General features: G+C 70.1%; 26 protein-coding genes. 10 read left to right on the top strand and 16 right to left on the bottom strand.

All coding sequences use genetic code 11. The annotated features are described in order from the left end of the window. From AC31A1_RS20140 to AC31A1_RS20115, 6 genes are all read right to left on the bottom strand, one after another. Window positions 1-1,075, bottom strand: a 1,075-nt coding sequence (locus AC31A1_RS20140) for a DoxX family protein (RefSeq protein WP_489654627.1), incomplete at its 3' end; no start/stop codon positions are given. 118 nt (window positions 1,076-1,193) lie between these two features. Beyond that, on the bottom strand, window positions 1,194-2,135 hold the full coding sequence (gene rlmB / locus AC31A1_RS20135) for a 23S rRNA (guanosine(2251)-2'-O)-methyltransferase RlmB (RefSeq protein WP_489654626.1): 942 nt from the start codon (window positions 2,133-2,135) through the stop codon (window positions 1,194-1,196). 132 nt (window positions 2,136-2,267) lie between these two features. Further along, complete coding sequence (cysS, locus tag AC31A1_RS20130) at window positions 2,268-3,671, bottom strand: cysteine--tRNA ligase (protein WP_399190672.1); 1,404 nt, start codon at window positions 3,669-3,671, stop codon at window positions 2,268-2,270. 136 nt (window positions 3,672-3,807) lie between these two features. Continuing rightward, entirely contained in the window at window positions 3,808-4,305 is a 498-nt protein-coding gene (gene ispF, locus AC31A1_RS20125) for a 2-C-methyl-D-erythritol 2,4-cyclodiphosphate synthase (protein ID WP_489654625.1), read from the bottom strand. Continuing rightward, window positions 4,295-5,047, bottom strand: coding sequence for a 2-C-methyl-D-erythritol 4-phosphate cytidylyltransferase (gene ispD / locus AC31A1_RS20120; RefSeq protein WP_489654624.1), 753 nt, complete (start codon window positions 5,045-5,047; stop codon window positions 4,295-4,297). The genes ispF and ispD overlap by 11 nt, the downstream gene beginning before the upstream one ends. A gap of 303 nt (window positions 5,048-5,350) precedes the next feature. After that, on the bottom strand, window positions 5,351-5,833 hold the full coding sequence (locus tag AC31A1_RS20115) for a CarD family transcriptional regulator (RefSeq protein WP_003953493.1): 483 nt from the start codon (window positions 5,831-5,833) through the stop codon (window positions 5,351-5,353). 588 nt (window positions 5,834-6,421) lie between these two features. Here AC31A1_RS20115 and AC31A1_RS20110 point away from each other — a divergent pair. Further along, window positions 6,422-7,081, top strand: coding sequence for a DUF461 domain-containing protein (locus AC31A1_RS20110; protein ID WP_489654623.1), 660 nt, complete (start codon window positions 6,422-6,424; stop codon window positions 7,079-7,081). Between the two features lie 100 nt (window positions 7,082-7,181). On the opposite strand, the gene phoP is transcribed toward AC31A1_RS20110, so the two are convergent. Then, the gene (phoP, locus tag AC31A1_RS20105) at window positions 7,182-7,853 is read right to left on the bottom strand and encodes a two-component system response regulator PhoP (protein ID WP_010985401.1); all 672 of its coding nucleotides are present in this window, start codon (window positions 7,851-7,853) and stop codon (window positions 7,182-7,184) included. A gap of 5 nt (window positions 7,854-7,858) precedes the next feature. Beyond that, window positions 7,859-9,112: a two-component system sensor histidine kinase PhoR gene (phoR, locus tag AC31A1_RS20100; RefSeq protein WP_489654622.1), complete on the bottom strand. Its 1,254-nt coding sequence runs from the start codon at window positions 9,110-9,112 to the stop codon at window positions 7,859-7,861. A 230-nt stretch (window positions 9,113-9,342) separates the two neighbouring features. Between phoR and phoU the strand changes: the two genes are divergently transcribed. The 4 genes from phoU (at window position 9,343) to AC31A1_RS20080 (ending at window position 12,362) form a co-directional block, all read left to right on the top strand. Then, entirely contained in the window at window positions 9,343-10,032 is a 690-nt protein-coding gene (phoU, locus tag AC31A1_RS20095) for a phosphate signaling complex protein PhoU (RefSeq protein ID WP_489654621.1), read from the top strand. 221 nt (window positions 10,033-10,253) lie between these two features. Beyond that, the gene (locus AC31A1_RS20090; RefSeq protein ID WP_019062518.1) at window positions 10,254-10,409 is read left to right on the top strand and encodes a hypothetical protein; all 156 of its coding nucleotides are present in this window, start codon (window positions 10,254-10,256) and stop codon (window positions 10,407-10,409) included. Between the two features lie 129 nt (window positions 10,410-10,538). Further along, window positions 10,539-10,787, top strand: a complete 249-nt coding sequence (locus AC31A1_RS20085) for an SCO4226 family nickel-binding protein (protein WP_019062519.1) — start codon at window positions 10,539-10,541, stop codon at window positions 10,785-10,787. A 198-nt stretch (window positions 10,788-10,985) separates the two neighbouring features. Continuing rightward, a complete protein-coding gene (locus tag AC31A1_RS20080) occupies window positions 10,986-12,362 on the top strand; it encodes a S53 family peptidase (RefSeq protein WP_489654620.1) in 1,377 nt (458 codons plus the stop codon). 248 nt (window positions 12,363-12,610) lie between these two features. On the opposite strand, the gene AC31A1_RS20075 is transcribed toward AC31A1_RS20080, so the two are convergent. After that, on the bottom strand, window positions 12,611-13,003 hold the full coding sequence (locus tag AC31A1_RS20075; protein ID WP_489654619.1) for a protein NO VEIN domain-containing protein: 393 nt from the start codon (window positions 13,001-13,003) through the stop codon (window positions 12,611-12,613). A gap of 88 nt (window positions 13,004-13,091) precedes the next feature. Here AC31A1_RS20075 and AC31A1_RS20070 point away from each other — a divergent pair, with 88 nt between their 5' ends. Continuing rightward, entirely contained in the window at window positions 13,092-13,256 is a 165-nt protein-coding gene (locus tag AC31A1_RS20070; protein WP_489654618.1) for a hypothetical protein, read from the top strand. 128 nt (window positions 13,257-13,384) lie between these two features. Here AC31A1_RS20070 and AC31A1_RS20065 read toward each other — a convergent pair whose 3' ends face one another. Next, entirely contained in the window at window positions 13,385-14,146 is a 762-nt protein-coding gene (locus AC31A1_RS20065; protein WP_390165599.1) for a phosphoglyceromutase, read from the bottom strand. A 166-nt stretch (window positions 14,147-14,312) separates the two neighbouring features. On the opposite strand from AC31A1_RS20065, the gene AC31A1_RS20060 reads away from it, so the two are divergent. Beyond that, window positions 14,313-15,575, top strand: coding sequence for an MDR family MFS transporter (locus AC31A1_RS20060; protein ID WP_489654617.1), 1,263 nt, complete (start codon window positions 14,313-14,315; stop codon window positions 15,573-15,575). A gap of 117 nt (window positions 15,576-15,692) precedes the next feature. On the opposite strand, the gene AC31A1_RS20055 is transcribed toward AC31A1_RS20060, so the two are convergent. Together AC31A1_RS20055 and AC31A1_RS20050 are read right to left on the bottom strand one after the other, a co-directional pair. Further along, window positions 15,693-15,917 (bottom strand): hypothetical protein, encoded by a 225-nt coding sequence (locus AC31A1_RS20055; protein ID WP_489654616.1) that lies wholly within the window; start codon window positions 15,915-15,917, stop codon window positions 15,693-15,695. 323 nt (window positions 15,918-16,240) lie between these two features. Further along, window positions 16,241-16,678, bottom strand: a complete 438-nt coding sequence (locus AC31A1_RS20050; RefSeq protein ID WP_489654615.1) for a DUF2000 family protein — start codon at window positions 16,676-16,678, stop codon at window positions 16,241-16,243. Window positions 16,679-16,727: 49 nt separating this feature from the next. Here AC31A1_RS20050 and AC31A1_RS20045 point away from each other — a divergent pair, with 49 nt between their 5' ends. Further along, window positions 16,728-17,540: a helix-turn-helix transcriptional regulator gene (locus tag AC31A1_RS20045; protein WP_489654614.1), complete on the top strand. Its 813-nt coding sequence runs from the start codon at window positions 16,728-16,730 to the stop codon at window positions 17,538-17,540. A gap of 9 nt (window positions 17,541-17,549) precedes the next feature. Further along, window positions 17,550-18,197, top strand: a complete 648-nt coding sequence (locus tag AC31A1_RS20040; RefSeq protein ID WP_489654613.1) for a methyltransferase domain-containing protein — start codon at window positions 17,550-17,552, stop codon at window positions 18,195-18,197. 1 nt (window position 18,198) lies between these two features. Here the strand turns inward: AC31A1_RS20040 and AC31A1_RS20035 are convergent, their stop codons facing one another. The 4 genes from AC31A1_RS20035 to AC31A1_RS20020 all read right to left on the bottom strand — a co-directional run bounded on the left by AC31A1_RS20035 (window position 18,199) and on the right by AC31A1_RS20020 (window position 22,569). Further along, complete coding sequence (locus AC31A1_RS20035; protein ID WP_489654612.1) at window positions 18,199-19,869, bottom strand: glycosyl hydrolase family 28-related protein; 1,671 nt, start codon at window positions 19,867-19,869, stop codon at window positions 18,199-18,201. 110 nt (window positions 19,870-19,979) lie between these two features. Then, window positions 19,980-20,492, bottom strand: coding sequence for a type III secretion system chaperone family protein (locus tag AC31A1_RS20030; RefSeq protein ID WP_489654611.1), 513 nt, complete (start codon window positions 20,490-20,492; stop codon window positions 19,980-19,982). Further along, window positions 20,485-21,822 carry a D-inositol-3-phosphate glycosyltransferase gene (mshA, locus tag AC31A1_RS20025; protein WP_489654610.1) on the bottom strand — a complete coding sequence of 446 codons (1,338 nt, stop codon included), beginning with the start codon at window positions 21,820-21,822 and terminating at the stop codon, window positions 20,485-20,487. The genes AC31A1_RS20030 and mshA overlap by 8 nt, the downstream gene beginning before the upstream one ends. 222 nt (window positions 21,823-22,044) lie before the next feature. After that, window positions 22,045-22,569, bottom strand: coding sequence for a hypothetical protein (locus AC31A1_RS20020; RefSeq protein ID WP_489654609.1), 525 nt, complete (start codon window positions 22,567-22,569; stop codon window positions 22,045-22,047). Between the two features lie 131 nt (window positions 22,570-22,700). Here AC31A1_RS20020 and AC31A1_RS20015 point away from each other — a divergent pair. Beyond that, window positions 22,701-23,143 (top strand): class I SAM-dependent methyltransferase (locus tag AC31A1_RS20015; protein ID WP_489654608.1); only part of this gene is annotated, 443 nt, incomplete at its 3' end.

The following is a 23,143-nucleotide window of genomic DNA, read 5'->3' as shown; positions in this document are numbered from 1 at the left end:
GGCGGCGCCAGGCGCTGCCCGCGAGGCGGCCGTCGACGGAGTAGACGGGGGCGCCCGCGATGATCAGCGGGGACCACGCGGCGAGATAGATGATGTCGGGGGCGTCGTAGGCCGGGACGGTCTTCCAGCTGACCGTGACGATCAGTGCCGCCGAGAGCAGCGCGCCGAAGACCGCGGCGACCCGCTGCCACAGGCCCAGGATCGTGAGGACGCCCACGATGACCTGCGCGAAGGCGATGACGAGCCCGGAGCCGACCGGGTGGTGGAGCGCGAACTGCCGTAGTGGCTCGGCGACTTCCCACGGGTGCAGGGTGTTGAGCCACTTCACCATGGAGCCGCGTTTGCCGCCGTCGAAGTAGACGGGGTCGCACAGCTTGCCCATGCCGGCGTAGATGGAGATGAAGCCGAGGAAGATGCGGAGCGGGAGGAGGACGACCCCGAGGTTCATGCGGCGGCCCGGGTAATAGGCGTGCCGTACGGGCTCGTTGGGGTTGCGCCGGGTGCGGCGCTCGTTTTCCGTGCCCTCGAAGTCCTCGAACTCCGGGTCCCCGTAGGCGGGTTCGTCGTAGGCGCTGCCCACCGTCCGCATGGGCGGCAGGAGTCGGGTCTCGCCGGTGTCGTGGTCGCCGCCGCGCTGGGCGCCGACGACCGGGGTCTCGATGGTCTGCGCGGTCAGGTCGTCGTCGTAACCGCCGCTGCCGATACGGGGGATGACCTGCGTGGCTCCGGCGTCGCCGGCCGGTTCGTCGCCGTGGCGGACGCCCGTGCCGCGCACGGCCTGGAGCAGCCGGTGGGCGCCGGTGTCGTCCGGTGCGGACTTGCCGCTCCAGACGACGGGCCGCCGGCGCGCGCCGGCGGGGATCCGGCCGGGGGCCTCGGTGGCGCTCAGGTGCCGTGCGATCCGCGGCGACGGGGAACGCGTCGAGGCGCCCAACTGCACGCGGAAGCTCGCATGATTGACGATGATCTGCGCCGGATCGCTCGGCACCTTCACCATGCTCAGCGCGGGAGCGTCGTCGAAGCCCGACGGGCCGTCCCCCGTGGGTGTGCGGGGTGTTCTGGTGTCCACACTCATCTAACCGAGTGACGTGTGTTTAGGACACTGCTTTGACTCGCCGGAAGTGTCCGGACCGCGTCAAGCGTGTGCCCGGCGCCCAGATTGCCCCGAGTGGGGGACGGTGCCGAACGCCCGTTCAGGAGCGTTTGCGTGCCGCCTCGTAGAGCACAACTCCGGCCGCCACACCGGCGTTGAGGGACTCCGCGCCACCCGGCATCGGGATCCGGACCCGGAAGTCGCAGGTCTCGCCCACGAGTCGGGACAGGCCCTTGCCCTCGCTGCCGACGACGATGACCACCGGCCCTTCCAGCGCGGCGAGTTCACCGACCTCGTGGTCACCGTCGGCCGCGAGACCGACGATCGCCAGACCCGCCTTCTTGTACGCCTCCAGCGCGCGCGTCAGGTTCGTCGCGCGGGCGACGGGCGTACGGGCCGCCGTACCGGCCGACGTCTTCCACGCACCGGCGGTCATGCCGGCCGCGCGCCGCTCGGGGACGAGCACGCCGTGCCCGCCGAACGCGGCGACGGAGCGGACGATCGCGCCGAGGTTGCGCGGGTCGGTCACCCCGTCGAGGGCGACGATCAGCGGGTCCTCGCCCTTGTCGTAGGCCGCGTTGGCGAGGTCCTCGGCGTGCGCGTACTCGTACGGCGGGACCTGGAGGACCATGCCCTGGTGGTTGAGGCCGTTCGTCATGCGGTCGAGCTCGGGGCGGGGGGCCTCCATGAGGTGGACGCCGCCGCGCTCGGCGACGAGCTGGAGCGCCTCACGGACCCGCTCGTCGTTGTCGATGAACTGCTGGACGTAGAGCGTGACCGCCGGAACGCCCTCGCGCAGCGCCTCCACGACCGGGTTGCGGCCGACGACCATCTCGGACGTGCCCTTGCCGCCGCGGCCGCGCGGCGCGGGACGGCGCTGGACCTGCTTGGCCTTGGAGTTGGCGATGCGGTTCTTCTTGTGGCCCTTGCGCGCCTCGGCGGGCGGGGTGGGGCCCTTGCCTTCGAGGCCCCTGCGCCGCTGGCCGCCACTGCCGACCTGCGCGCCCTTCTTGCCGGACATGCGGCGGTTGTTGGCTGCCATGACCTACCTGTCTGTGTGATCCGTCTGGGAGTGCGGTGAATACGTACGTCTATGCAGTGTGCCGCCCGGGAGGCCGGGCGGCACAGTCGATCTTCGTTGACCGGGCGCGATCAAGGTGCGATCGGGGTGGGTTCAGCGGGGGCCGAGGGTCCAGCGCGGGCCCTGCGGGCCGTCCTCGATGTTGAGTCCGGACTGGTTGAGCTGGTCGCGGATGCCATCCGCAGTGGCCCAGTCCTTACGGCCCCGGGCTGCCTCGCGCTGGTCGAGCACCATCCGGACCAGGGTGTCCACGACACCGTGCAGGTCCTCGCCCCGGTCGCCGCCCTCGCCGACCCAGTGCGGGTCCAGCGGGTCGAGTCCGAGCACCCCGAGCATGGCGCGCACCTCGGCGAGACGCGCTACGGCGGCTTCCTTGTCGTCGGCGGCCAGCGCGCTGTTGCCCTGCCGGACGGTGGTGTGCACCACGGCGAGCGCCTGCGGGACGCCCAGGTCGTCGTCCATCGCCTCGGCGAAGGCCGGCGGCACCTCGGCGGCGGGCTCGACGACTCCCCCGGCCTTCTCCACGACCCGCTGCACGAAGCCCTCGATCCGCGCGAACGCGGACTCCGCCTCGCGCAGGGCCTCCTCGCTGTACTCGATCATCGAGCGGTAGTGCGGGGTGCCGAGGTAGTAGCGCAGGACGATGGGCCGCCACCGCTTGACCATCTCGGAGACGAGCACGCTGTTCCCGAGCGACTTCGACATCTTCTCGCCGCTCATGGTGACCCAGGCGTTGTGCACCCAGTACTGCGCGAAGTCGTCGCCGTAGGCCTTGGCCTGGGCGATCTCGTTCTCGTGGTGCGGGAAGATCAGGTCGAGGCCGCCGCCGTGGATGTCGAAGGCGGGGCCCAGGTACTTGTGCGCCATCGCCGAGCACTCCAGGTGCCAGCCGGGGCGGCCGCGGCCCCACGGGGTCTCCCAGTCGGGCTCGCCCGGCTTGGTCGCCTTCCACATCGCGAAGTCGCGCGGGTCGCGTTTCCCGGTGATGCCTTCCTCGGTGGGCTGGCGCAGGTCGTCGATGTCCTGGTTCGACAGCTGGAGGTAGTCCGGGTACGACCGCACGTCGAAGTAGACGCTGCCGTCGGCCTCGTACGCGTGACCGCGCTCGATGAGCCCGCGCATCATTTCGATCATCTCGGGGACGTGGCCGGTCGCCCGCGGTTCGTACGTCGGCGGGAGGCAGCCGAGTGCGGTGTAGCCGTCGTTGAACGCGCGCTCGTTCTCGTAGCCGATGGACCACCAAGGGCGGCCCTGTTCACGGGACTTGGTGATGATCTTGTCGTCGATGTCCGTGACGTTGCGGATGAACGTGACGTCGTAGCCGCGGTGTTCGAACCAGCGGCGGAGGATGTCGAAGTTCAGGCCCGAGCGGATGTGGCCGATGTGGGGGGCGGCCTGCACGGTGGCGCCACAGAGGTAGATCGAGACACAGCCCGCTGTGAGCGGGGTGAAGTCGCGAATCTGCCGGGCGCTGGTGTCGTACAGGCGAATGGTCACGGTACAAGGGTAGTGGGCGTTTCCTTGTGCCTCAGACGGTTGGGTCGATTGTTGGCTGCGGGCCGGTGGGGGCTTGTCGCGCCCACGCGGCGGAGCCGCAAATCGATACAGCCCCGCGCCCCTTGAGTAGGACCACTTACCCGCGTTTGACCACCAGCGCAGTTGCCACAGCCATCAAACCCTCGCCCCTCCCCGGGAAGCCCAAACCGTCCGTTGTCGCCCCCGACACGGACACCGGAGCGCCCGCCGCCTCCGACAGAAGCTTCTGGGCCTCGTCCCGCCGCTTGCCGACCTTCGGTCTTGGTCCTACGACCTGGACCGCCACGTTGCCGATCGTGAAGCCCGCCTCGCGGACGATCCTCGCCGCCTCTGTCAGCAGGGTGATGCCGGACGCGCCCGACCACTCGGGGCGGCCTGTGCCGAAGTGTTGGCCCAGGTCGCCGAGGCCGGCGGCGGAGAAGAGGGCGTTGCAGGCGGCGTGGGCGACGACGTCCGCGTCGGAGTGGCCGGCGAGGCCGGGGCCCTCGCCCTCCCACTTCAGGCCCGCGCACCACAGGTCGCGGCCCTCCTCGAAGGCGTGGATGTCGGTGCCGATGCCTACCTGGGGCAGAACAAAGGGCGGCTCAGAAGCCATCGTTCAGCCTCCTGCGGGTCAGGACCGCCTCCGCGAGGACCAGGTCCAGGGGGCGGGTCACCTTGAAGGCCTCCTCGTGGCCGGGAACGACCACGACCGTGAGGCCGAGCTGTTCGACCATGCTCGCGTCGTCGGTGACGTTGTCGGTGACCGTCTCGTGGGCGCGGACCAGAGTGGCGCGGTCGAAGCCCTGGGGGGTCTGTACGGCACGGAGGCGGGCGCGTTCCGGGGTCGCTACGACCGGCTCGGGTGCGCCCGGTGTCTCGGCCGGCTCGACTTCCTTGACCGTGTCGGCGAGAGGCAGGGCCGGTACGACGGCGGGGGCGCCGTCCCGTACGGCCTCGATGACCGCGTCGACCGTGTCGACCGGGACGAGCGGGCGGGCCGCGTCGTGGACGAGGACGATGTCGTGGCCGGGCGGCAGGGCGTCCAGGCCGAGCTTCACGGAGTCCTGGCGGGAGTCGCCGCCGGGCACGACGAGGAAGTCGGTGCGCTCCGGGAGTGCGTGCGCGTCCAGGAGGGTCTTGACCTCGGCGGTGCCGTCGGGCGGGGCCACTACGACGACCAGGGAGACGGCTCGGGACGCGGCCAGGGCGCGGATCGCGTGGATCAGCATGGGAGTGCCGTTCAGCGTGCGGAGCGCTTTGGGGGCGCCCGGGCCAAGACGTACGCCCCGTCCGGCGGCCGGGATCACGGCGGCGACGGAGGACTGCGCCTGCGAAGAGCGCGAATCGTCAGACATCGGTTCCTGTCAGGTTTGTGTGCTCGACCTACGTGGGTATGGCCTCAGGAGTGCCGGGCGCGACGCCTTGACCGGACCCTTCCGTGACACCGGTCGAGCCAGCTGCCCGGGCCCGGCACACCATTATCGGGGGATGTCTCTCCGGCGTTCGACAGAGTCGCGAGGTCGTCGGAGTCTTCGGCCTCGGCGGAGTCGGCGTCGGAAAATTTCCCCCGGACATGCCGAAGCGCCCGGCGACAAGGGAGCTGTCATCGGGCACCACGGCATTTCAGTGTGCTGAGCAGGGCGTACCAGTCGCCTGCGTCAGGACGCGAGAACCTCGTCGAGCAGGGCCTCGGCCTTGTCCTCGTTCGTGTTCTCCGCGAGCGCGAGCTCACTCACCAGGATCTGGCGAGCCTTGGCGAGCATGCGCTTCTCACCTGCGGAGAGTCCGCGCTCGCGCTCACGACGCCACAGGTCACGGACGACTTCCGCGACCTTGATGACATCGCCGGAGGCGAGCTTCTCCAGATTTGCCTTGTAACGACGCGACCAGTTCGTGGGCTCCTCGGCATACGGAGCGCGCAGCACCTCGAAGACCCGGTCCAGCCCGTCCTGACCGACCACATCACGTACGCCGACGAACTCCGCATTGTCCGCTGGCACACGCACCGTCAGGTCACCCTGAGCGACCTTCAGCACCAAATAGGTCTTGTCCACGCCTTTGATCTGGCGAGTTTCGATAGCCTCGATCAGCGCGGCCCCGTGATGGGGATAGACCACGGTGTCGCCAACCTTGAACGTCATGTGACAGGTACCCCTTCCGTGGCTATCCAGGGTAACACGGAAACCGCGGGTTCTGAATGGCGTTTTCGCAGGTCAGGGCACATCTCGGGGCTTGACAACAGCAACAGGAACGTGCTGCGGAGGCCGAGCGGAAGAGGGTATTCGCAGGTCGGAGCGGCTCTCCGGGCGAGGTGAAACGCGTACGTTACACACATCCGGAGGCACCTCCAAGCAGACGAACGTCCCCAAATGTCTGGTTCCAAGTGCTCGACTTCCGCTACTCCGTTCGGTGGCCGGAGCCCGGTACGAGACGAATCCGGAATTGATCACCGAAGCGCGTCGAGATGCCGGTGATCAATTATCCGAGGTGCCGTGCATTCTTCACCGAAAATCCAACGGCAGACGTCTGAGCTGGTTATGTGAATGCCGGACGAGTGCGGGTCGCAAGTGACCCGCGAGTCACTTGCGGCACACGGGTACCCGGTTGAGGGAGGGTCGGGTGCGGTGGTGCGGGAACGGCTCGGTAACCTAAGGCCGCTGACAGACACTTAGGGCGGCTTTATTCGGGAGTCGCCCTGCTCCGCCCACGTTCAAGGAGTAGCCGCCGCCGTGAGCAGCAGCCTTCGACGCGGCGCCCTCGCCGCCGCCACCATCGCGTTCTCGATCGCCTCCCTCGCCGCGTGCGGTGCCGGCAACGACGCACAGACGCTGGAGGTCAAGCCGGACAACGCGGCCGTCTCCGTCGGCTCCATCAAGGTGCAGAACGCGCTCGTCATCACCCAGCCCCTCACCGAGTCCGGTACCGAGGGCACGGGCCCCGCGGTGATCTCCGCGACCCTGTTCAACACCAGCAAGGACCCGCAGACCCTGGACTCCATCAGCGTCGACGGCGCCGGCACGGCCACGCTGACACCCGCCAAGGGCAAGGGCAAGCTGGTCGTCCCGGCCTTCGGCTCGCTCGTCCTGGGCGGCAAGGGCAACGCCTCCGCCGCGCTGACCGACGCCGCAGGCATCACGGACGGCAACGCCCAGAAAGTCACCTTCACCCTCAGCACGACCGGCGGCGTGAGCCTGAGCGCGTTCGTCGTCCCGGCCGACAGCTACTTCACCAAGTGGGGCCCCAGCTCGATCCCCTCGACGCCGGCCGCGGGCGCCACCGCGACCACCTCCGGCTCGCCGAAGCCGGGCAAGAGCACGTCGGCCACCCCGACCGACGCGGCCTCCGCGAGCGCGACGGCCACGGAGTCGGCCACGGGCACCGCCGGCTGAGCAGCCGTAGCGACAGCAGTCGTACGCCTACGACGACGGGCGGGACCTCACGGAGAGGTCCCGCCCGTCGTCGTGGAGCCGGTGAGAGAGCACTGGCGGTTTACGGCTCAAACTTGTAGCCGAGGCCCCGCACCGTCACCAGGTAGCGCGGTGCGCCCGGGTCCGGCTCGATCTTGGCGCGGAGGCGCTTGACGTGGACGTCGAGGGTCTTGGTGTCGCCCACGTAGTCGGCGCCCCAGACCCGGTCGATGAGCTGCATCCGGGTCAGTACGCGGCCCGCGTTGCGCAGGAGCATCTCCAGCAGGTCGAACTCCTTGAGGGGCAGGTCGACCTTGGAGCCGGAGACCGTGACCACGTGGCGATCCACGTCCATGCGGACCGGACCTGCCTCAAGGGCGGCCGGGGTGACCTCCTCGGGCTCGCCGCGGCGGCGCAGGACGGCCCGGATACGGGCGACGAGTTCGCGGGACGAGAAGGGCTTGGTGACGTAGTCATCGGCTCCTATTTCCAGGCCTACGACCTTGTCGATCTCACTGTCCTTGGCCGTCACCATGATGACGGGGACGTTGGAGCGGCCGCGCAGCTGGCGGCAAACCTCCGTGCCGGGCAGCCCCGGCAGCATCAGATCGAGCAGGACGAGGTCGGCGCCGTTGCGCTCGAACTCGTCGAGCCCGTCGGGCCCGGTGGTCGCGATGGCGACCTCGAAGCCCTCCTTGCGGAGCATGTACGACAGGGCGTCGGAGAAGGACTCCTCGTCCTCGACGACGAGCACTCGGGTCACGGAAGGACCTCCGGGGCGGGAAGCGGTTCGTACGGGGATGGTTCAGGGGACGCCTCGACCTCGTCGTCGAGGTCGGGGTGCTGGTGGGCACGGTCGCGGGCCGCACCCGCCTCCGGCAGCCTCAGGGTGAACGTGGAGCCCTGTCCCTCTGAGCTCCACACCGTGACCTCCCCGCCGTGCGAGGCGGCCACGTGCTTGACGATCGCCAGTCCGAGACCCGTACCGCCGGTGGCCCGCGAGCGGGCCGGGTCGACACGGTAGAAGCGCTCGAACACGCGCTCCTTGTCCTTCTCGGAGATGCCGATGCCCTGGTCGGTCACGGCGACCTCGATGTGGTCGCCGCCGCCCGCGGAGATCCGGCGGGCGGCTATGCCGACGCGGGTACGGGCGGGTGAGTAGTTGACGGCGTTCTCGACCAGGTTTCCGAGGGCCGCGGCCAGCTGGCCCCGGTTCCCGTAGACATGCAGTTCGGCGGTGCCGCCGGCGGCCATGGTGATCTGCTTGGCGCCGGCCTGGTGCCGGCAGCGGTCGATGGCCTCGGCGACGAGTTCGTCGACGCGGACGGGTTCGGCGTCTTCGAGGGGGTCGTCGTTCTGGACCCGCGACAGGTCGATGAGCTCCTGCACGAGATTGGTCAGGCGCGTGGCCTCGATCTGCATCCGGCCGGCGAAACGCTCCACCGCCTCAGGATCGTCGGAGGCGTCCATGACCGCCTCCGAGAGGAGGGAGAGCGCGCCGACCGGGGTCTTCAGTTCGTGGCTGACGTTCGCCACGAAGTCACGTCGTACGGCCTCGATACGGCGGGCCTCGGTGAGGTCCTCCACGAGGAGCAGGACGAGCCGGGAGCCGAGCGGCGCCACCCGGGCGGAGACCGCGAGGGCCTCCCCGCGGCCGGTGCCGCGCCGGGGCAGATCCAGCTCGACCTGGCGTATCTCGCCGTCGCGCCGGGTGTCCCGGGCCATCTGGAGCATCGGGTCGACGGAGAGTTTCCCGCCGCGGACCAGTCCGAGGGCGTACGCCGCCGAGCTGGCCTTGACCACGGCGTCCGCCTCGTCGAGGACGACGGCCGAGGAGCGGAGCACCGAGAGCACGGTGTCCACACCCGGCGGAAGCACCGGGTCCGTATGCAGGGAGGTCCTGGTCGGTCGCTTCTGGTCGCGTTCGCTCCAGCGGAACGCCAGCATGGCGATGACGCCGGTGAGTACCCCGGCGATCGCTGCCGCTGCGGCGACCGCCGCGTTCACGTCCATGCCCCCAGGTTAGGCATGGGATACCTCCTGGCCACAGCCATCGGAGTGCGACCTCGAACACTCGTCGCCCAGAGTTCACCTTGGAGCCAGTATTGGTTCATTTGGGGTGGCGGAAACCGTCGCGTAGGAGGGGGAACGTGGGAGCGTGGGGTGGAAGGGCCGGTTTTTAGTCACACCGACAGGCCCAGGGCCCCGGAGCCCCCGAAGCAAACGTAGGAGAGGGAACCCTGATGCGGGACGCGTACCACGAGGAACTTGACTCGATCGGTGACGGTCTGGTGGAGATGGCCCGGCTGACCGGGTCGGCGATCGGACGCGCCACGACCGCCATCCTGGACTCCGACCTGAAGCTGGCCGAGAGCGTCATCGAGGCCGACAAGAAGGTCGACGATCTCCAGCACGACCTCGAAGCCCGGGCCATAGCCCTGCTGGCCCGGCAGCAGCCGGTGGCGACGGATCTGCGGATCGTCGTCACGTCCCTGCGCATGTCGGCCGACCTGGAGCGCTCCGGCGACCTCGCCCAGCACGTGGCGAAGCTCGCGCGGCTGCGCTTCCCCGAGCGGGCCGTGCCGCACGACCTGCACGCGACGATCCTGGAGATGGGCCAGCTCGCCCAGCGCCTGATGGCCAAGGCGGCCGAGGTCATCATCACGAAGGACGTCGACCTCGCGCTCCAGCTGGAGCAGGACGACGACGCGATGGACCTCCTCCACCGCACGCTCTTCCAGCACCTGCTGGACGACAAGTGGAAGCACGGCATCGAGACCGCGGTCGACGTGACCCTGCTCGGCCGCTACTACGAGCGCTTCGCCGACCACGCGGTCTCGGTCGCCAAGCGCGTGGTATTCCTGGTGACGGGCGAGCACGCGGACGAGCTGCAGCCGGACATCCAGCCGGTGACGGGGGCGGAGAGCGCGTAGCTCTCCACCGCCCACGGACCTGTCGGCCGGGGGTTGCTGGAAGCCGGGGGTCGCTGGAAGCCGGGGTCATTTCTAACCGCTGTCACGACCTGTGACCGGTTAGAAACGACCCCGGCCTGCGGAGGGGGCCGGGGGCTTGCGGGGGAAGCCTCAATGCGCCGTTGATGCGCCCGGCGAAGCAGGCATCCAATGGGCACAGGCACCAGCCTCTAGGAGGACCCATGGCCGAATCCCCCGCCACGACGCCGGACCCGACGCAGGAGCGCGAGACGCAGCAGCCCGCCGAGATCAAGAGCCTCCCGCTCTTCGGCGCCTGCGGCTGCGGCTCGGGCTGCGGCTGCGGGTGCCAGTCCGGCAATCCGTGCCAGTGCGGCTGACCGCCGCCCACTTCTGGAGGGGCCTCGGTGCTACGGCGCCGGGGCCCCTCCGGCGTGTTCGGCCGCCGGTGGCCCCCGACGCCGTAGGAGCGCAGCATTGAAGGGGAAAGCACGAGGAGGTGCGAGGCCATGGCTCAGTACATGGACGTACATCACGGGATGAAGGGCATCACGGCCGACCAGTTGATGGCGGCCCACAAGGCGGATCTCGCCGTGGAGAAGGACGAGGGTGTCCACTTCGAGCGGGCCTGGGCGGATCCGGAGAGCGGGACCGTCTACTGCCTGTCGGAGGCCCCGTCGCCCGAGGCGGTCCAGCGCGTCCACGAACGCGCGGGGCACCGGGCTGACGAGGTGCACGCGGTGCCGTACTCGATCTGACGGCCGGCCGCCGACCGCGGCCTGCGTCAACAGGTCGGATCGGCAGGGGTGTTCGAGTCTTTGGTGCTGTTTGGGCAAAGGGTTCGGCATCGACAGTTCAACAGTCTTGTCCTGTGCATGTCTCACTCGATGAGATGCGCGGAGACCTCTTCGCCCGGCTGACGGCCGGGCGGACTCCGCAGCACTCAGGGGGGATTCATGCGCATAGCCCGCACGAGACTGAACATCGCCGCCGCCACGGCCGCCTCCGCCACGCTCGCCGTCGCGGCGCTGGCGACCGCGCCGCTGGCAGGTGTCGCCGGCGCCGCGCCCGCCGCCGTACCGCAGACGAAGGCGATCCCCGCGATCACCGGACACACCCTCGCGCGCGATGTGCCGACCCCGCTCACCAGCGCGCAGTGCGAGGCCAAGTGGCAGATCGCCTGCTACAACCCGTTGCAGTACCGCACCGCGTACAACCTCAACTCCCTGTACCGGAAGGGCATTACGGGCAAGGGGCGGACGATCGTCATCGTCGACTCGTTCGGTTCGCCGACGATCCAGCACGATCTCGACACGTACAGCAAGCAGTTCGGCATGCACAGCACCAAGGTGAATGTCGTCAAGTGGGGCAAGGTCCCGGTCTTCGACCCGACGAACGCGGACATGACCGGCTGGGCCGGCGAGACCACCCTGGACGTCGAGATGGCGCACGCGGTCGCGCCCGACGCGAAGATCGTGCTGGTGGAGACGGCCGTGGCCGAGACCGAGGGCGTCACCGGGCTGCCGGAGATGATGGACGCCGAGAAGTACCTGATCGACCACGGCGTCGGCGACGTCATCACGCAGAGCTTCGGCGCCACCGAGAACACCTTCCCCGGCTTCGACCAGGGCGACTTCTCCAGCATCAAGAAGCTGCGCTACGCCTTCCAGGACGCCAACCGCAAGCACGTGACCGTCCTCGCCTCCTCCGGCGACGGCGGCGCCACCGACTACAACGCGGACGGCTCGGCCTTCTACGACAAGCCCGTCAACTCCTGGCCCTCTTCGGACCCGTTGGTCACGTCGATCGGCGGCACGCAGCTCCACCTGAACGACAAGGGTGACCGCGTCACGCCGGACAGCGTCTACAACGACTACGGCGCGGGCGGCGGCGGCCAGTCCCACGTCTTCGCCCGCCCGTCCTTCCAGAAGGGCGTGAAGAGCGTCGTCGGCACCCAACGCGCCACCCCCGACGTCTCGATGGCCGCCGCGGTCAACGGCGGCGCATGGACGTACTCCAGCTTCGACCCGACGGCCGTCGGCTGGGACGTCTACGGTGGCACGAGCGAGGCCAGCCCGCTCTTCTCCGGCATCATCGCCCTCGCGGACCAGGCGGCGGGGCACCGGGTCGGCAACATCAACTCGGCGCTGTACGCGCTCGCGAAGCACGGCGCCAAGGGCAACGGCATCGTCGACGTGAACGACGGCACGAACAACTCGTATGCGGGCGTGACCGGTTACACCGCGGTCGACGGCTACGACATGGCGACGGGCGTGGGCACGGTGGACGCCCTGCGGTTCGTACCGGCACTGGCGCGGGCGAGCCGGCGCTGACCCCATCCCATCCCATCGTGAGACGGCCGGCCCAGGTGCAACTCGCCTGGGCCGTCCGCCTGTTCACACGCTTCGGACGCTTCAGACGCTGATGGGCTGGGCGTAGCCGACCTAGGTGGGGACCACGGGATAGCAGCCATAGGCGCCCTCCGCGTACGGACCACCGGGCGGTCGTCCACGGCTTGATCGTGGCAGGGGTGAGGGCTCCCTTGCCAAGGATCAGTTTGTCGCCCTGCCACGGCGGTTGCTCAGTGCAGCCGCTCCGCCTCGTCGTACTCCGCCGCCCGGAAAGTGGGCCAGTGCGTGATCTGCGGCTGGGAGCGCTCGATCATCGCCAGGAGAAGCTCGCCGTGCAGGACGCGCACGCCGATCTCGGCCCCGTCCTGGCCGGCGAGGTTGTCCACCACGTAGAGGTAGAAGCGCTCGGGATCCGCCTGGGCGGCCACGGCCTGCCGGTGTTCCAGCGGCAGCGGCTCGCTGCGCGCCGAGCGGCTGAACGCCTTCACCTCGATCATGCGGGGCGCACTGTCGACGTCGTACGGCAGCCCCGAAGTACGCACGTCCCTGGGCTCACGCCCGGCGGCCCGTTCCAAGGCCAACACGTGTGTGATCGCGGCCTGTTCGGTCTCTTTGTTCCCCATGGCTCCCCCTGAGTTCCTGCGGTGCCATGGTGCCGTGGGGGTATGCGGGTTGGGAAGCTGACGCTGTGAATCCCGGCGGAGAAAGGCGATGGTGACCGACCGCCCCGAGTACGCCGAGACGGCGGTCGCGGCGCTCCGCGAGGCGGGAGCGCGGGCGGAGACACGGGGTGACGACGGCCCGGGACAGGTAGGTCTGGCGCTCTTCCCTGCGCGGGCTGCGGAGGGGACCGAGACGAGCCGGGCCGAGCCGTGAAAATGCCGCCGCGCATGCGGCGTGCAGCTTCCACGAAGCCTCCAGACGCGCCACGGCTGATCGGACCCGGTCATGAAAACGCCCCCGATCCGCGCCGTGTGCGCAGGTCGGAGGCGTGATCGCGGGAGCTACTTCTTCTTGCCCTGGTTCTTGACCGCCTCGATCGCGGCCGCGGCCGCCGCCGGGTCGAGGTACGTCCCGCCCGGCTTGACCGGCTTGAAGGACGCGTCCAGTTCGTATGCCAGGGGGATGCCCGTCGGGATGTTCAGGCCCGCGATGTCGGCGTCGGAGATGCCGTCGAGGTGCTTGACCAGGGCGCGGAGGGAGTTGCCGTGGGCGGCGACCAGGACCGTGCGGCCCGCGAGGAGGTCGGGGACGATGCCGTCGTACCAGTACGGGAGCATGCGGACGACGACGTCCTTCAGGCACTCCGTGCGGGGGCGCAGCTCCGGGGGGATCGTCGCGTAGCGCGGGTCGTCCGACTGGGAGAACTCCGTGCCGTCCTCAAGGGGCGGGGGCGGGGTGTCGTAGGAACGGCGCCAGAGCATGAACTGCTCCTCGCCGAACTCCGCGAGGGTCTGGGCCTTGTCCTTGCCCTGGAGGGCGCCGTAGTGGCGCTCGTTCAGGCGCCAGCTGCGGTGGACCGGGATCCAGTGGCGGTCCGCGGCCTCCAGCGACAGCTGCGCCGTGCGGATCGCGCGCTTCTGGAGGGACGTGTGGACCACGTCGGGGAGCAGGCCGGCGTCCTTGAGCAGCTCACCGCCGCGGACCGCCTCCTTCTCGCCCTTCTCGTTCAGGTTGACGTCCACCCAGCCGGTGAACAGGTTCTTCGCGTTCCACTCGCTCTCGCCGTGGCGGAGGAGGATCAGCTTGTACGGTGCGTCGGCCATGCCTCAGAGCGTAATCCACGCATTCGGGCCACCGTCTGGCGCCCGCCTCCCAGCCCCACAGTTGACGGCTTCTGTTAATCGAGTGGTCCTCCGGAGCGCCCCCTTCGTAAGGTGTGAGCCGTACAGGAGCCACTTACACACCCGTCCGACCGTGGGGGAACGATCCATGTCACTCGCCGCCCTGAGACGTGCCGCCCGGGAAACCGTCTCCGGTCTGCCCCGCGAGTTCTGGTGGCTGTGGACCAGCACCCTCGTGAACCGGCTCGGGGCGTTCGTGTCGACGTTCATGGCTCTGTACCTGACCCTCGACCGCGGCTACTCCGCGACCTACGCCGGCCTCGTCGCCTCCCTCTACGGCCTCGGCGGGGTCGTCTCCTCCATCGCCTCGGGCGTGCTGACCGACCGCATCGGACGGCGCCCCACCCTCCTCATCGCGCAGTCGTCGACCGCCGCGTCCGTGGCGCTCCTCGGGTTCATGCACGACCCCGTCGCCATCGCCGCCGTAGCGTGCCTCGTCGGGGCGGCGAGCAACGCGTCCCGCCCGGCGGTGCAGGCGATGATGGCCGACATCGTGCGCCCCGAGGACCGCGTCCGCGCGTTCTCGCTCAACTACTGGGCCATCAACCTCGGCTTCGCCGTCTCCTCCATGGCCGCCGGCTTCATCGCCGAGGTCAGCTACCGCGCCGGGTTCCTGCTGGAGGCGGGGATGACGGCGGTCTGCGCGGTCGTCGTGTTCCTACGGCTGCCCGAGTCCCGGCCCACCGCCCCGGCGACCGCCGTCGACGGCAAGGAACCCCCGGTCGGCCTCGGGACGGTTCTGCGCGACCGGCGGTTCATGAGCGTCGTAGGACTGTCCTTCCTCGTCGCGCTCGTCTTCCAGCAGGGTTCGGTCGGCCTGCCGGTCGCGATGGGCGAGGCCGGCTTCACGCCCGCCGACTACGGCACGGCGATCGCCGTGAACGGCTTCCTCATCGTCGCCCTCCAGATCCCGGTCACCCGGCTCATCGAACACCGCGACGCCAAGCGCCTGTTGCTCGTCTCCTCGATCCTCGCGGGCTACGGTTTCGGGCTCACCGCGTTCGCCGGCTCGGTCGGCGTCTTCGCCCTCACGGTGTGCGTGTGGACCCTGGGCGAGATGATCAACGCCCCGACCCAGACGGGCCTCGTCGTCCGCCTCTCCCCGCTCCGGGGCCGCGGCCGCTACCAGGGCATGTACACCCTGTCCTGGGCGGTCGCCGCGCTCGTCGCCCCGCTGATGTCCGGTTTCGTCATCGACCGGTTCGGCGCGGAGTGGCTGTGGGGGATGTGCGCGGTCGTGGGGACGGGGGCCGCGGTGGGGTACGGAGCGCTGATGCGGGGGCTTCCGGCGAGCGGACCGGCGACCGTCCCGGCCCCCGCCACCGCGAAGCCGGAGGTCAGCGCGGCCTGACGGCCCTCCGACGACACGGCTGTGCCGTCACCGCCAACGACGAGCCCCCCACCCGCACTTCTTCTGCCGGTAGGGGGCTCGTCGTGGTGACCGGCGATGACCGCCGATGGGCGTCGGTCAGTAGCCGACGTTCACGCCGACGTTGTGGGGGAGCGCGGCGAGGGTGCCGCCGAGGGTGCCCAGGGCGGTCGCCTTGACGGAGTCGACCTCGGCGAGGAGGTCCGCGCTGCTGAGGGTCGTCGAGCCCAGGGTGACGCTGATCTGCGGGCTCACGCCGCCGGAGACGGTGTCGAGCTCGGCGTCGGATATCTCGACGGTCTGAACCTGGGGAGCGGAGTTCATGGGGAGACTGCCCTTCGCATGGTGGTCCACATGGGGATGCGGTCCCGCTGGGGGGACAGACTGCGGGCCGCGATGCGCAGGATCAAACCACGCGACGTGCGGGGCATCCAGTCCGGACCCGTTCCCGGCAGGGCAGTTGAGTGCGGAGACGGCCGAATCGTGCGAGTGCGCACACGAGTTGGGTCCGGATTCTCTACACGCGGCAGCGCACAGCGGGCTGACAGACAGTGGGGTGACGGTTCGAACCGGACAACTCCGCCCCCAACGGGCCCCGCCAGCCCCACGGTTGCGTACACCCTGTGCAGATTCGGTCATGGATGGCGTCATGGGTGCATCCGCGCACCCTTCACCACCTTGTCCACCCCGTTCCGAGGCCCGTACACAGCCAGCCCCACCACATCCAGCTCGGCCGTGGCGACGGCCCGTACCGCCGCCCGGTTGTCCCGGTCGTTGCCGGTGGTGAAGAGGTCCGACGTGAAGATGGCGCGCGGCAGGGCGCGGGACAGTGCCCGCCCGTGCGCCGCCACCAGGACCTCCTTCGTGGCCTCGAAGACCATCACCGGCTGCCGGAACATCGGCAGATACCCCACCCCGTCGGCGTCCTCGTACGGCTCCCCGATCACCTCGGGAACCTGTGATCCCAGGCCGCTGACCAGGAAAGACGTGACGTTCAGCCGCTGCCAGGGCTCAAGGTCGTCCCGCAGCAGGACGGCGATCTTGGTGTCGAAGCGGACCGGTTCAGCAGTGATGTCAGTGCTCATACATCGAGACTGCCGACCGCCCCGCGCCCCCGTCTTGTACGTTCTTTGCATGGCCCCGCAGCGCCCCCAGCGGGAAGTCTCCGCGTGGCGGCCCCGCATCCCCGGTGTCGTCGAGGTCTTCCACGCCCACTTCACCGAGTACGCGTACCCGATGCACGTGCACGACGCGTGGACGCTGCTGATCGTGGACGACGGAGCCGTACGGTACGACCTCGACCGGCACGAGCACGGCACCCCGCACGACACGGTGTCGCTGCTGCCGCCGCACGTCCCGCACAACGGCTCCCCCGCCACTCCGCACGGCTTCCGCAAGCGCGTCCTCTATCTCGACGGTACGCACCTCCCGGACACCCTCATCGGTTCCGCCGTCGATCAGCCGGACCTCCGTGATCCCGAACTCCGGCTGCGCGTGGGCCAGTTGCACACCGCGCTCGACCACCCCGGCGACGAACTGGAGGCGGAGAGCCGGCTCACGCTCATCGCCGAACGGCTGCACGCCCACCTACGGCCGTCCAGCACCCCCATCACCTTGGCCCCCATGCTCGCCCGCGACCTCCGCGAACTCCTCGACGAGCACGTCACCGAAGGCATCACCCTCGACGCGGCCGCCCGGCTCGTGCACGCCCATCCCGCCCATCTGGTACGGGCGTTCAGCGGTGCGTACGGCATCGCACCGCACCAGTACCTGATGTCCCGCCGCGTCGACCGCGCCCGCCGGCTCCTCCTCGACGGCCGTCCGCCGGGCGAGGTGGCGACGGTGACCGGGTTCTACGACCAGTCCCATCTCACGCGCCATTTCCGGAAGTTGGTGGGGGTCACGCCGGGGCGTTATTCACGCGACAGGCATCAAACCCCCAGCTAGATTCCGCGGATGGACTGGCACGAGTGGCACGACGCCTACGACTCCCCCGACTCCTACCTCAGCCGCCGCCTGGCCCTCATCCAGGAACGCCTCCGTCTCGCCCTCGACACCGCCGCGCCGGGCCCGCTCACCGCGATCAGCCTCTGCGCCGGGCAGGGCCGCGACCTGATCGGCGTACTGGCCGACCACCCCCGGGGGCCCGAAGTCCGCGCCCGGCTCGTCGAGTTGGACGAGCGGAACGTCGACGTCGCGAGACGGGCGGCCCGTGCCGCAGGCCTCCCCGGCGTCGAAGTCCTCGCCGGAGACGCCTCGTCGACAGATCATTACGCCGAACTCGCCCCCGCCGACCTCGTCTTGGTGTGCGGCCTCCTCGGCAACATCTCCGACGCTGACGTCGAACGCGTCCTCGACCACTGCACCGCGCTGTGCCGGACGGGCGGCACGCTGGTGTGGACACGCAGCCGCGACATCGCTCCCGACCTCGTCCCCCAGGTCTGCGCCTGGTTGGAGGAGCGCGGCTTCGAGCGCCTGTGGGTGTCGGACCCCTCGATCCCCCAGTCCGTCGGCGCCCACCGTTTCACCGGCGAACCCCGCCAACTCCCCACCGGAGCCCGCATGTTCGACTTCATCGGCTACGACGTCCTGCGACAGACCTGAGTCACAGCTCCCGCTGCGCCTCGTACAGGTTCCGCGGCCGTACGACACCCGTCGTGCCGTAGAGCTCCAGCCGTGCGTGCAGATCTCCGGTGAAGTCGGGGACGTCGATCTGGTCGAACTCGGTGACCGTGTTCAGGCCCACCGTCGCGCTGTACGGGGCCAGTTGGTCGATCTTCATCAGGCCCGCGCGGCCGTTCGTGACGCGGATGTTCCAGTGGGTGAAGCGGGCGCCGAAGAGCGGACCGGCGCTCGCGTCGCCGCCGTGGCGGCCGTCGTTGTTCACCGTGATGTCGGTGCGTACGTCGGCGAAGGGCAGGCCGCGGTGGTTGTCGAAGGTGCCCATGCGCATGTCGCCGCGCGACCAGACGTTGCACGACGACAGGCCCTCGACGTTGATGCCGTGGAGCTGGGTGTTTGCCGGGGCCGGGACCGTGCGCTCCTCGATCGTGAAGTCCTCGACGAGGTTGTCGTGCGAGCCCTCGCGGCAGAAGTAGGGGTGGTGGGAACCGCGGCCCGCCACTGTCGTACCGCGCAGCGTGCACGCCGACGCCGCCACCAGGCCGAAGCCGTTGTCCACATGACGGACCGTCACATCGTCGAGCCAGCAGTCGTAGGCGCATTGCAGGACGACGCCGTTGTAGCCCTTGTCGAGGAGGTGCGGTTGTTGTGGGGTCTCCATCGCCTCCAGGGTCAGGCCTTCCACTCCCGCGCCCGTCAACTCCTCTACGTGGGTGGTGAATTGAGGGTTCCACTCGGGGCGGATGTCGAGGGGCAGCGGGCGTTCGAGAGTCACCTTGCGGCCGTGGACGTGCGCGATGCGGACGGGCCACTCGTAGGGGACGTACGACAGCAGCTTCGTCTTGTCGTCCCAGTAGTACGCCTCGGGGCCGGGGCCGCCGCCCGCCATGTGCTGGAGGAGGGTGTGGGCGGTGTCGTCGGCGAGGCGGAGCAACACCAGTTCGCCCGGCCTCAGTTGTGAGGCGTCCGCCACCGTCACCGTGCACGCGCCCTGCCGCGCGGGCTCGATCGTCGTCAACTGCCGCCATTCGTCACGCCTGTTGCCGGTCCAGCCCTCGAAGGGCCAGGCCTTCGCCCTGATCGCGGCGACCAGGGAGTCCCAACGTGCCGTCGGGGCAAGCCAGATGAGGCCGCCCGCCCAGGACCAGGACGACTTGTCGCCGCCGTAACGGGAGCCGTAGACACCGATCAGCTCCGTCAGGTTCCTCGTCGCGTAGAGCTTCGTACGGTCGCTGCCGGCGCCCCGCAGGACGACCCCGGAGTGACCGACGCGGATCACGTCGTCGATGCGGAAGGTGCCGGGCGGGACGAGCACCGTGCCACCGCCGGCCCTGCCGGCAGCGGCGATGGCACGGTTGATCGCGGGGGCGGAGTCGGTCGTGCCGTCCGCTACGGCGCCGTATCCACGGACGTCGAGGACGAGCGAGTGGCCTCCCCTGCGCCGGGTGCGGCAGCCCGCCCTGCCGATGTACGGGATCTGCGGGTGGGTGAAGGGGGTGCGGGTGAACTCCCGCCAGAGGGACGGCACTTCACCCCCGGAGCCCGAGGAGCCCCCGGAGCTCCCGGAACTCCCGGATCCCTGTTTCGGCAGAGGCACCGCCAAGGCCAGCGTGCTTCCGAGCAGGGTTCGTCTGGTGAGACGGGTGTGGCTCATGTACGTACGTCCTCCCACGCGGCTCTTCATGGATGTGAACGACGTTCAGAAATGTGCTGGCGGCGAGCATGCCACGGCCCCCGGGCACCACGAAAGGGGTTGGAACAAGATCAGCTGGTCGGCCGCTGGGTCAGATGCGTGAACGCGTCCAGATTCCGCGTGGACTCTCCCCGCGACACCCGCCACGCGTACTCCTTGCGGATCGCGGAGGCGAATCCCAGTTCCAGGAGGGTGTTGAAGCTGCCGTCGGCGGCCTCCAGGACCTGGCCGAGGAGGCGGTCGATCTCGGCCTCGGTGACGGCGGACAGCGGCAGCCGGCCGGTGACGTACACGTCACCGAGCTGATCGACCGCGTAACTCACGCCGTACAGCTTGAGGTTGCGCTCCAGGAGCCAGCGGTGGACGCCGGTCTCGTTCTCGTCGGGGTGGCGGATGACGAAGGCGTTGAGCGAGAGGGAGTGGCGGCCGACGAGGAGGGAGAGAGTCGTCGACAGCTTGCGGGTGCCGGGGAGTTTGACCACGAACGTGCCCGACTCCGGGCTCTCCCAGTCGAGTTCGGCGCCCTTGAGGAAACCCTCGATGACCTGCGCCGCCCGCTCCTGGTCCGCTGCTGCCTCACCCATGGTGCGAGCGTACGTGACGGCGGTGGGCCTGCGCCGCGGCCGTGTAGACGTCCGCCGTGGCGGCGGCCGCGGTGTCCCAGCCGAAGCACTGGGCGTGCCGGGCGGCGGCCTCGCCCATGCGGGGCGCGAGGTGCGGGTCGTCGGCGAGGGTGCGCAGCACGCGCGCGTAGTCGGCGGGGTCGTGGCCCTGGACGAGGAAGCCGGTCTCGCCGTCGCGCACGGCGACCGGGAGGCCGCCGACCGAGGCCGCGAGCACCGGCGTACCGGCCGCCTGCGCCTCTATGGCGACCAGCCCGAAGGACTCGCTGTACGACGGCATGACCAGCACGGACGCGGCCCGGAACCAGTCCGCGAGCTGCTCCTGCCCGACCGGCGGGCGGAACCGTACGACGTCCGCGATGCCGAGCCGTGAGGCCAGTTTCTGCAGGCCCTCGGGCTTGGCGAGGCCGCTGCCGCTGGGGCCGCCGACGACGGGTACGACGATGTTCGAGCGCAGCTCGGGGCGCTCGTCGAGGAGCACGGCGACCGCGCGCAGCAGGACGTCCGGCGCCTTCAGGGGCTGGATGCGGCCCGCGAAGAGCGGGATCAGGGCGTCCTGCGGGAGGCCGAGGCGGGCGCGGGCCGCCGCGCGGCCGTCCGCCGGGCGGAAGCGGTCGAGGTTCACGCCGGGGTGCACCACGGCGACCTTGGCGGGGTCGGCCGCGTAGTGCCGTACGAGTTCGTCGGCCTCCTCCGCCGTGTTGGCGATGAGGCGGTCGGCGGCGGCGACGATCTGGGTCTCGCCGATGACGCGGGCGGCGGGTTCGGGGGTGTCGCCGTCGGCCAGGCTGGCGTTCTTGACCTTGGCCATGGTGTGCATGGCGTGCACGAGGGGGACGCCCCAGCGCTGGGCGGCGAGCCAGCCGACGTGGCCGGAGAGCCAGTAGTGCGAGTGGACGAGGTCGTAGTACCCGGGGCGGTGGCCGGCCCACGCCTGCATCACTCCGTGCGTGAACGCGCAGAGCTGGGCGGGGAGTTCCTCCTTGGCGAGACCGTCGTACGGGCCCGCGTCGACGTGCCGGACGAGCACGCCGGGCGCGAGCTCGACGGTCGGGGGGAGGGCGGCCGTGGTGGCGCGCGTGAAGATCTCGACCTCGATGTTGATCGCGGCGAGGCGCTGTGCGAGCTCCACGATGTAGACGTTCATGCCGCCGGCGTCGCCGGTGCCGGGCTGGTGCAGCGGTGAGGTGTGCACGGAGAGCATGGCGACACGGCGGGGTTTGCGGTGCAGCCGGAGCCGGGCGGACGAGGCCGCGGATCGCCGTCCGAGCCTGCTGCCGTACTGGCTCACGTGGCGTTCCTCCTCGCTGCGGGCATGCCTGAGGGAGGGCGTGCGGTTCCCTCCAAGGCTGTGCAACGTCAGCGGGCGGGAGTCTCATTCCGGCGCATGGGGATTTTACCCAGCCATTGCCGGGGGTCGCTCAACCGTTCGAGGCGAGGGTGCGTTGCGGGTGGGGCGTGCCGGGTGCTCGCCCCACGTCGGCCGTGTTCGTGGCCGTGTCCGTTCAGGCCGTCAGCCCACCGGCGACGTCGCGAAGGCGTGCCAGTTCGCGGCCGTGCGGCCGGTCTGCTTGAGCAGCCGGGCCGGTTCGGGCGCGGCGGGCCATATCTGGAGCAGGTACCGGTCGTCGGTCGGCGGCTCGTCGTCCTCCCGGACGTCCTTGCCGCGGCCCGCGTCCATGCCGATGGCGGAGTACCGCACGCGGTAGTCACGCTCCTCCAGGCCCAGCTCCCACCGGTTCTTCCCGTTCCACTGCCGCAGCACCGTCTCCTCCGACACCGGCCGGAACGGGACCTCGACGATCTCCTCCCACGTCTCGTCCGGCTCGGGCCGGCTGTCGTGCAGTTCGGCGGTGAAGCCGACCCCGCCGATGCGCAGCCCGGTCAGAAGCAACAGCATCCCCGCCTGCCCGCCCCCGCAGAGCCCGACGCCTTCCTGCCCGGCGAAGGCATCGTGCAGGTCGCAGACGTCCTCACCGCTCTCCACGAATATCTGGCCGTAGTCGACCTGCACTTCGCCGCTGACAAGCACCTTCATCGGTCCCGCCTCACCCTCGGTCGACTTGATCTCCGATCCTGCCAGGCGGCACTGACAACGGGACGGGCAACGACGATGCCGGCCGGTGCCCGTGCGGCGCCCCTCGTCCCGTGCCGCCTACCCTCGTACGTATGACAGCCCGCGCGACGACCCCCCGCCCCGTGGGAACGGTGACGCGCGGCACGACCAACCCCAACCGGCTGCGCCGCATGGACCGCTGGATCGCGGCGACGCACGGCGCCGAGCTGCGGCGGGCCGTCGATCCCGTCGCCGTCGACCTGGGCTACGGCGCCGCACCCTGGACGGCCGTAGAACTGCTGGCGCGCCTCCGTACCGTCGCCCCGCACGCGCGCGTGGTCGGTGTCGAGATCGAACCGGCGCGGGTCGCGGCGGCGAAACCGTACGAGCGGGAGGGGCTCGCCTTCCGGCACGGCGGGTTCGAGATCCCGGTACCGGCACGGCCGTCGCTGATCCGCGCGGCGAACGTCCTGCGGCAGTACGACGAGGCGCAGGTCGCCGAGGTCTGGGCGCGGCTGTGCGGGCGGCTCGCGCCGGCGGGCGGGGGCTCCCGGGG

The sequence above is a fragment of the Streptomyces sp. P5F9 genome (assembly GCF_057961495.1).
This window is presented reverse-complemented; position numbering and strand designations above follow the sequence as displayed.

Excerpts from the sequence above, each read along its gene's own strand:
- AC31A1_RS20040 (WP_489654613.1), top strand. The coding sequence starts at position 17,550 with ATGGACTGGCACGAGTGGCACGACGCCTACGACTCCCCCGACTCCTAC.
- AC31A1_RS20050 (WP_489654615.1), bottom strand. The coding sequence starts at position 16,678 with ATGAGCACTGACATCACTGCTGAACCGGTCCGCTTCGACACCAAGATC.
- rlmB (WP_489654626.1), bottom strand. The coding sequence starts at position 2,135 with ATGGCAGCCAACAACCGCCGCATGTCCGGCAAGAAGGGCGCGCAGGTC.
- AC31A1_RS20115 (WP_003953493.1), bottom strand. The coding sequence starts at position 5,833 with ATGACGTTCAAGGTTGGCGACACCGTGGTCTATCCCCATCACGGGGCC.
- ispF (WP_489654625.1), bottom strand. The coding sequence starts at position 4,305 with ATGGCTTCTGAGCCGCCCTTTGTTCTGCCCCAGGTAGGCATCGGCACC.
- AC31A1_RS20020 (WP_489654609.1), bottom strand. The coding sequence starts at position 22,569 with ATGAAGGTGCTTGTCAGCGGCGAAGTGCAGGTCGACTACGGCCAGATA.
- AC31A1_RS20065 (WP_390165599.1), bottom strand. The coding sequence starts at position 14,146 with ATGGCCGACGCACCGTACAAGCTGATCCTCCTCCGCCACGGCGAGAGC.
- AC31A1_RS20045 (WP_489654614.1), top strand. The coding sequence starts at position 16,728 with ATGGCCCCGCAGCGCCCCCAGCGGGAAGTCTCCGCGTGGCGGCCCCGC.
- AC31A1_RS20075 (WP_489654619.1), bottom strand. The coding sequence starts at position 13,003 with ATGGGGAACAAAGAGACCGAACAGGCCGCGATCACACACGTGTTGGCC.
- AC31A1_RS20030 (WP_489654611.1), bottom strand. The coding sequence starts at position 20,492 with ATGGGTGAGGCAGCAGCGGACCAGGAGCGGGCGGCGCAGGTCATCGAG.
- phoU (WP_489654621.1), top strand. The coding sequence starts at position 9,343 with ATGCGGGACGCGTACCACGAGGAACTTGACTCGATCGGTGACGGTCTG.
- AC31A1_RS20055 (WP_489654616.1), bottom strand. The coding sequence starts at position 15,917 with ATGAACTCCGCTCCCCAGGTTCAGACCGTCGAGATATCCGACGCCGAG.
- AC31A1_RS20035 (WP_489654612.1), bottom strand. The coding sequence starts at position 19,869 with ATGAGCCACACCCGTCTCACCAGACGAACCCTGCTCGGAAGCACGCTG.
- AC31A1_RS20080 (WP_489654620.1), top strand. The coding sequence starts at position 10,986 with ATGCGCATAGCCCGCACGAGACTGAACATCGCCGCCGCCACGGCCGCC.
- AC31A1_RS20085 (WP_019062519.1), top strand. The coding sequence starts at position 10,539 with ATGGCTCAGTACATGGACGTACATCACGGGATGAAGGGCATCACGGCC.
- AC31A1_RS20060 (WP_489654617.1), top strand. The coding sequence starts at position 14,313 with ATGTCACTCGCCGCCCTGAGACGTGCCGCCCGGGAAACCGTCTCCGGT.
- AC31A1_RS20070 (WP_489654618.1), top strand. The coding sequence starts at position 13,092 with ATGGTGACCGACCGCCCCGAGTACGCCGAGACGGCGGTCGCGGCGCTC.
- AC31A1_RS20090 (WP_019062518.1), top strand. The coding sequence starts at position 10,254 with ATGGCCGAATCCCCCGCCACGACGCCGGACCCGACGCAGGAGCGCGAG.
- ispD (WP_489654624.1), bottom strand. The coding sequence starts at position 5,047 with ATGTCTGACGATTCGCGCTCTTCGCAGGCGCAGTCCTCCGTCGCCGCC.
- phoR (WP_489654622.1), bottom strand. The coding sequence starts at position 9,112 with ATGGACGTGAACGCGGCGGTCGCCGCAGCGGCAGCGATCGCCGGGGTA.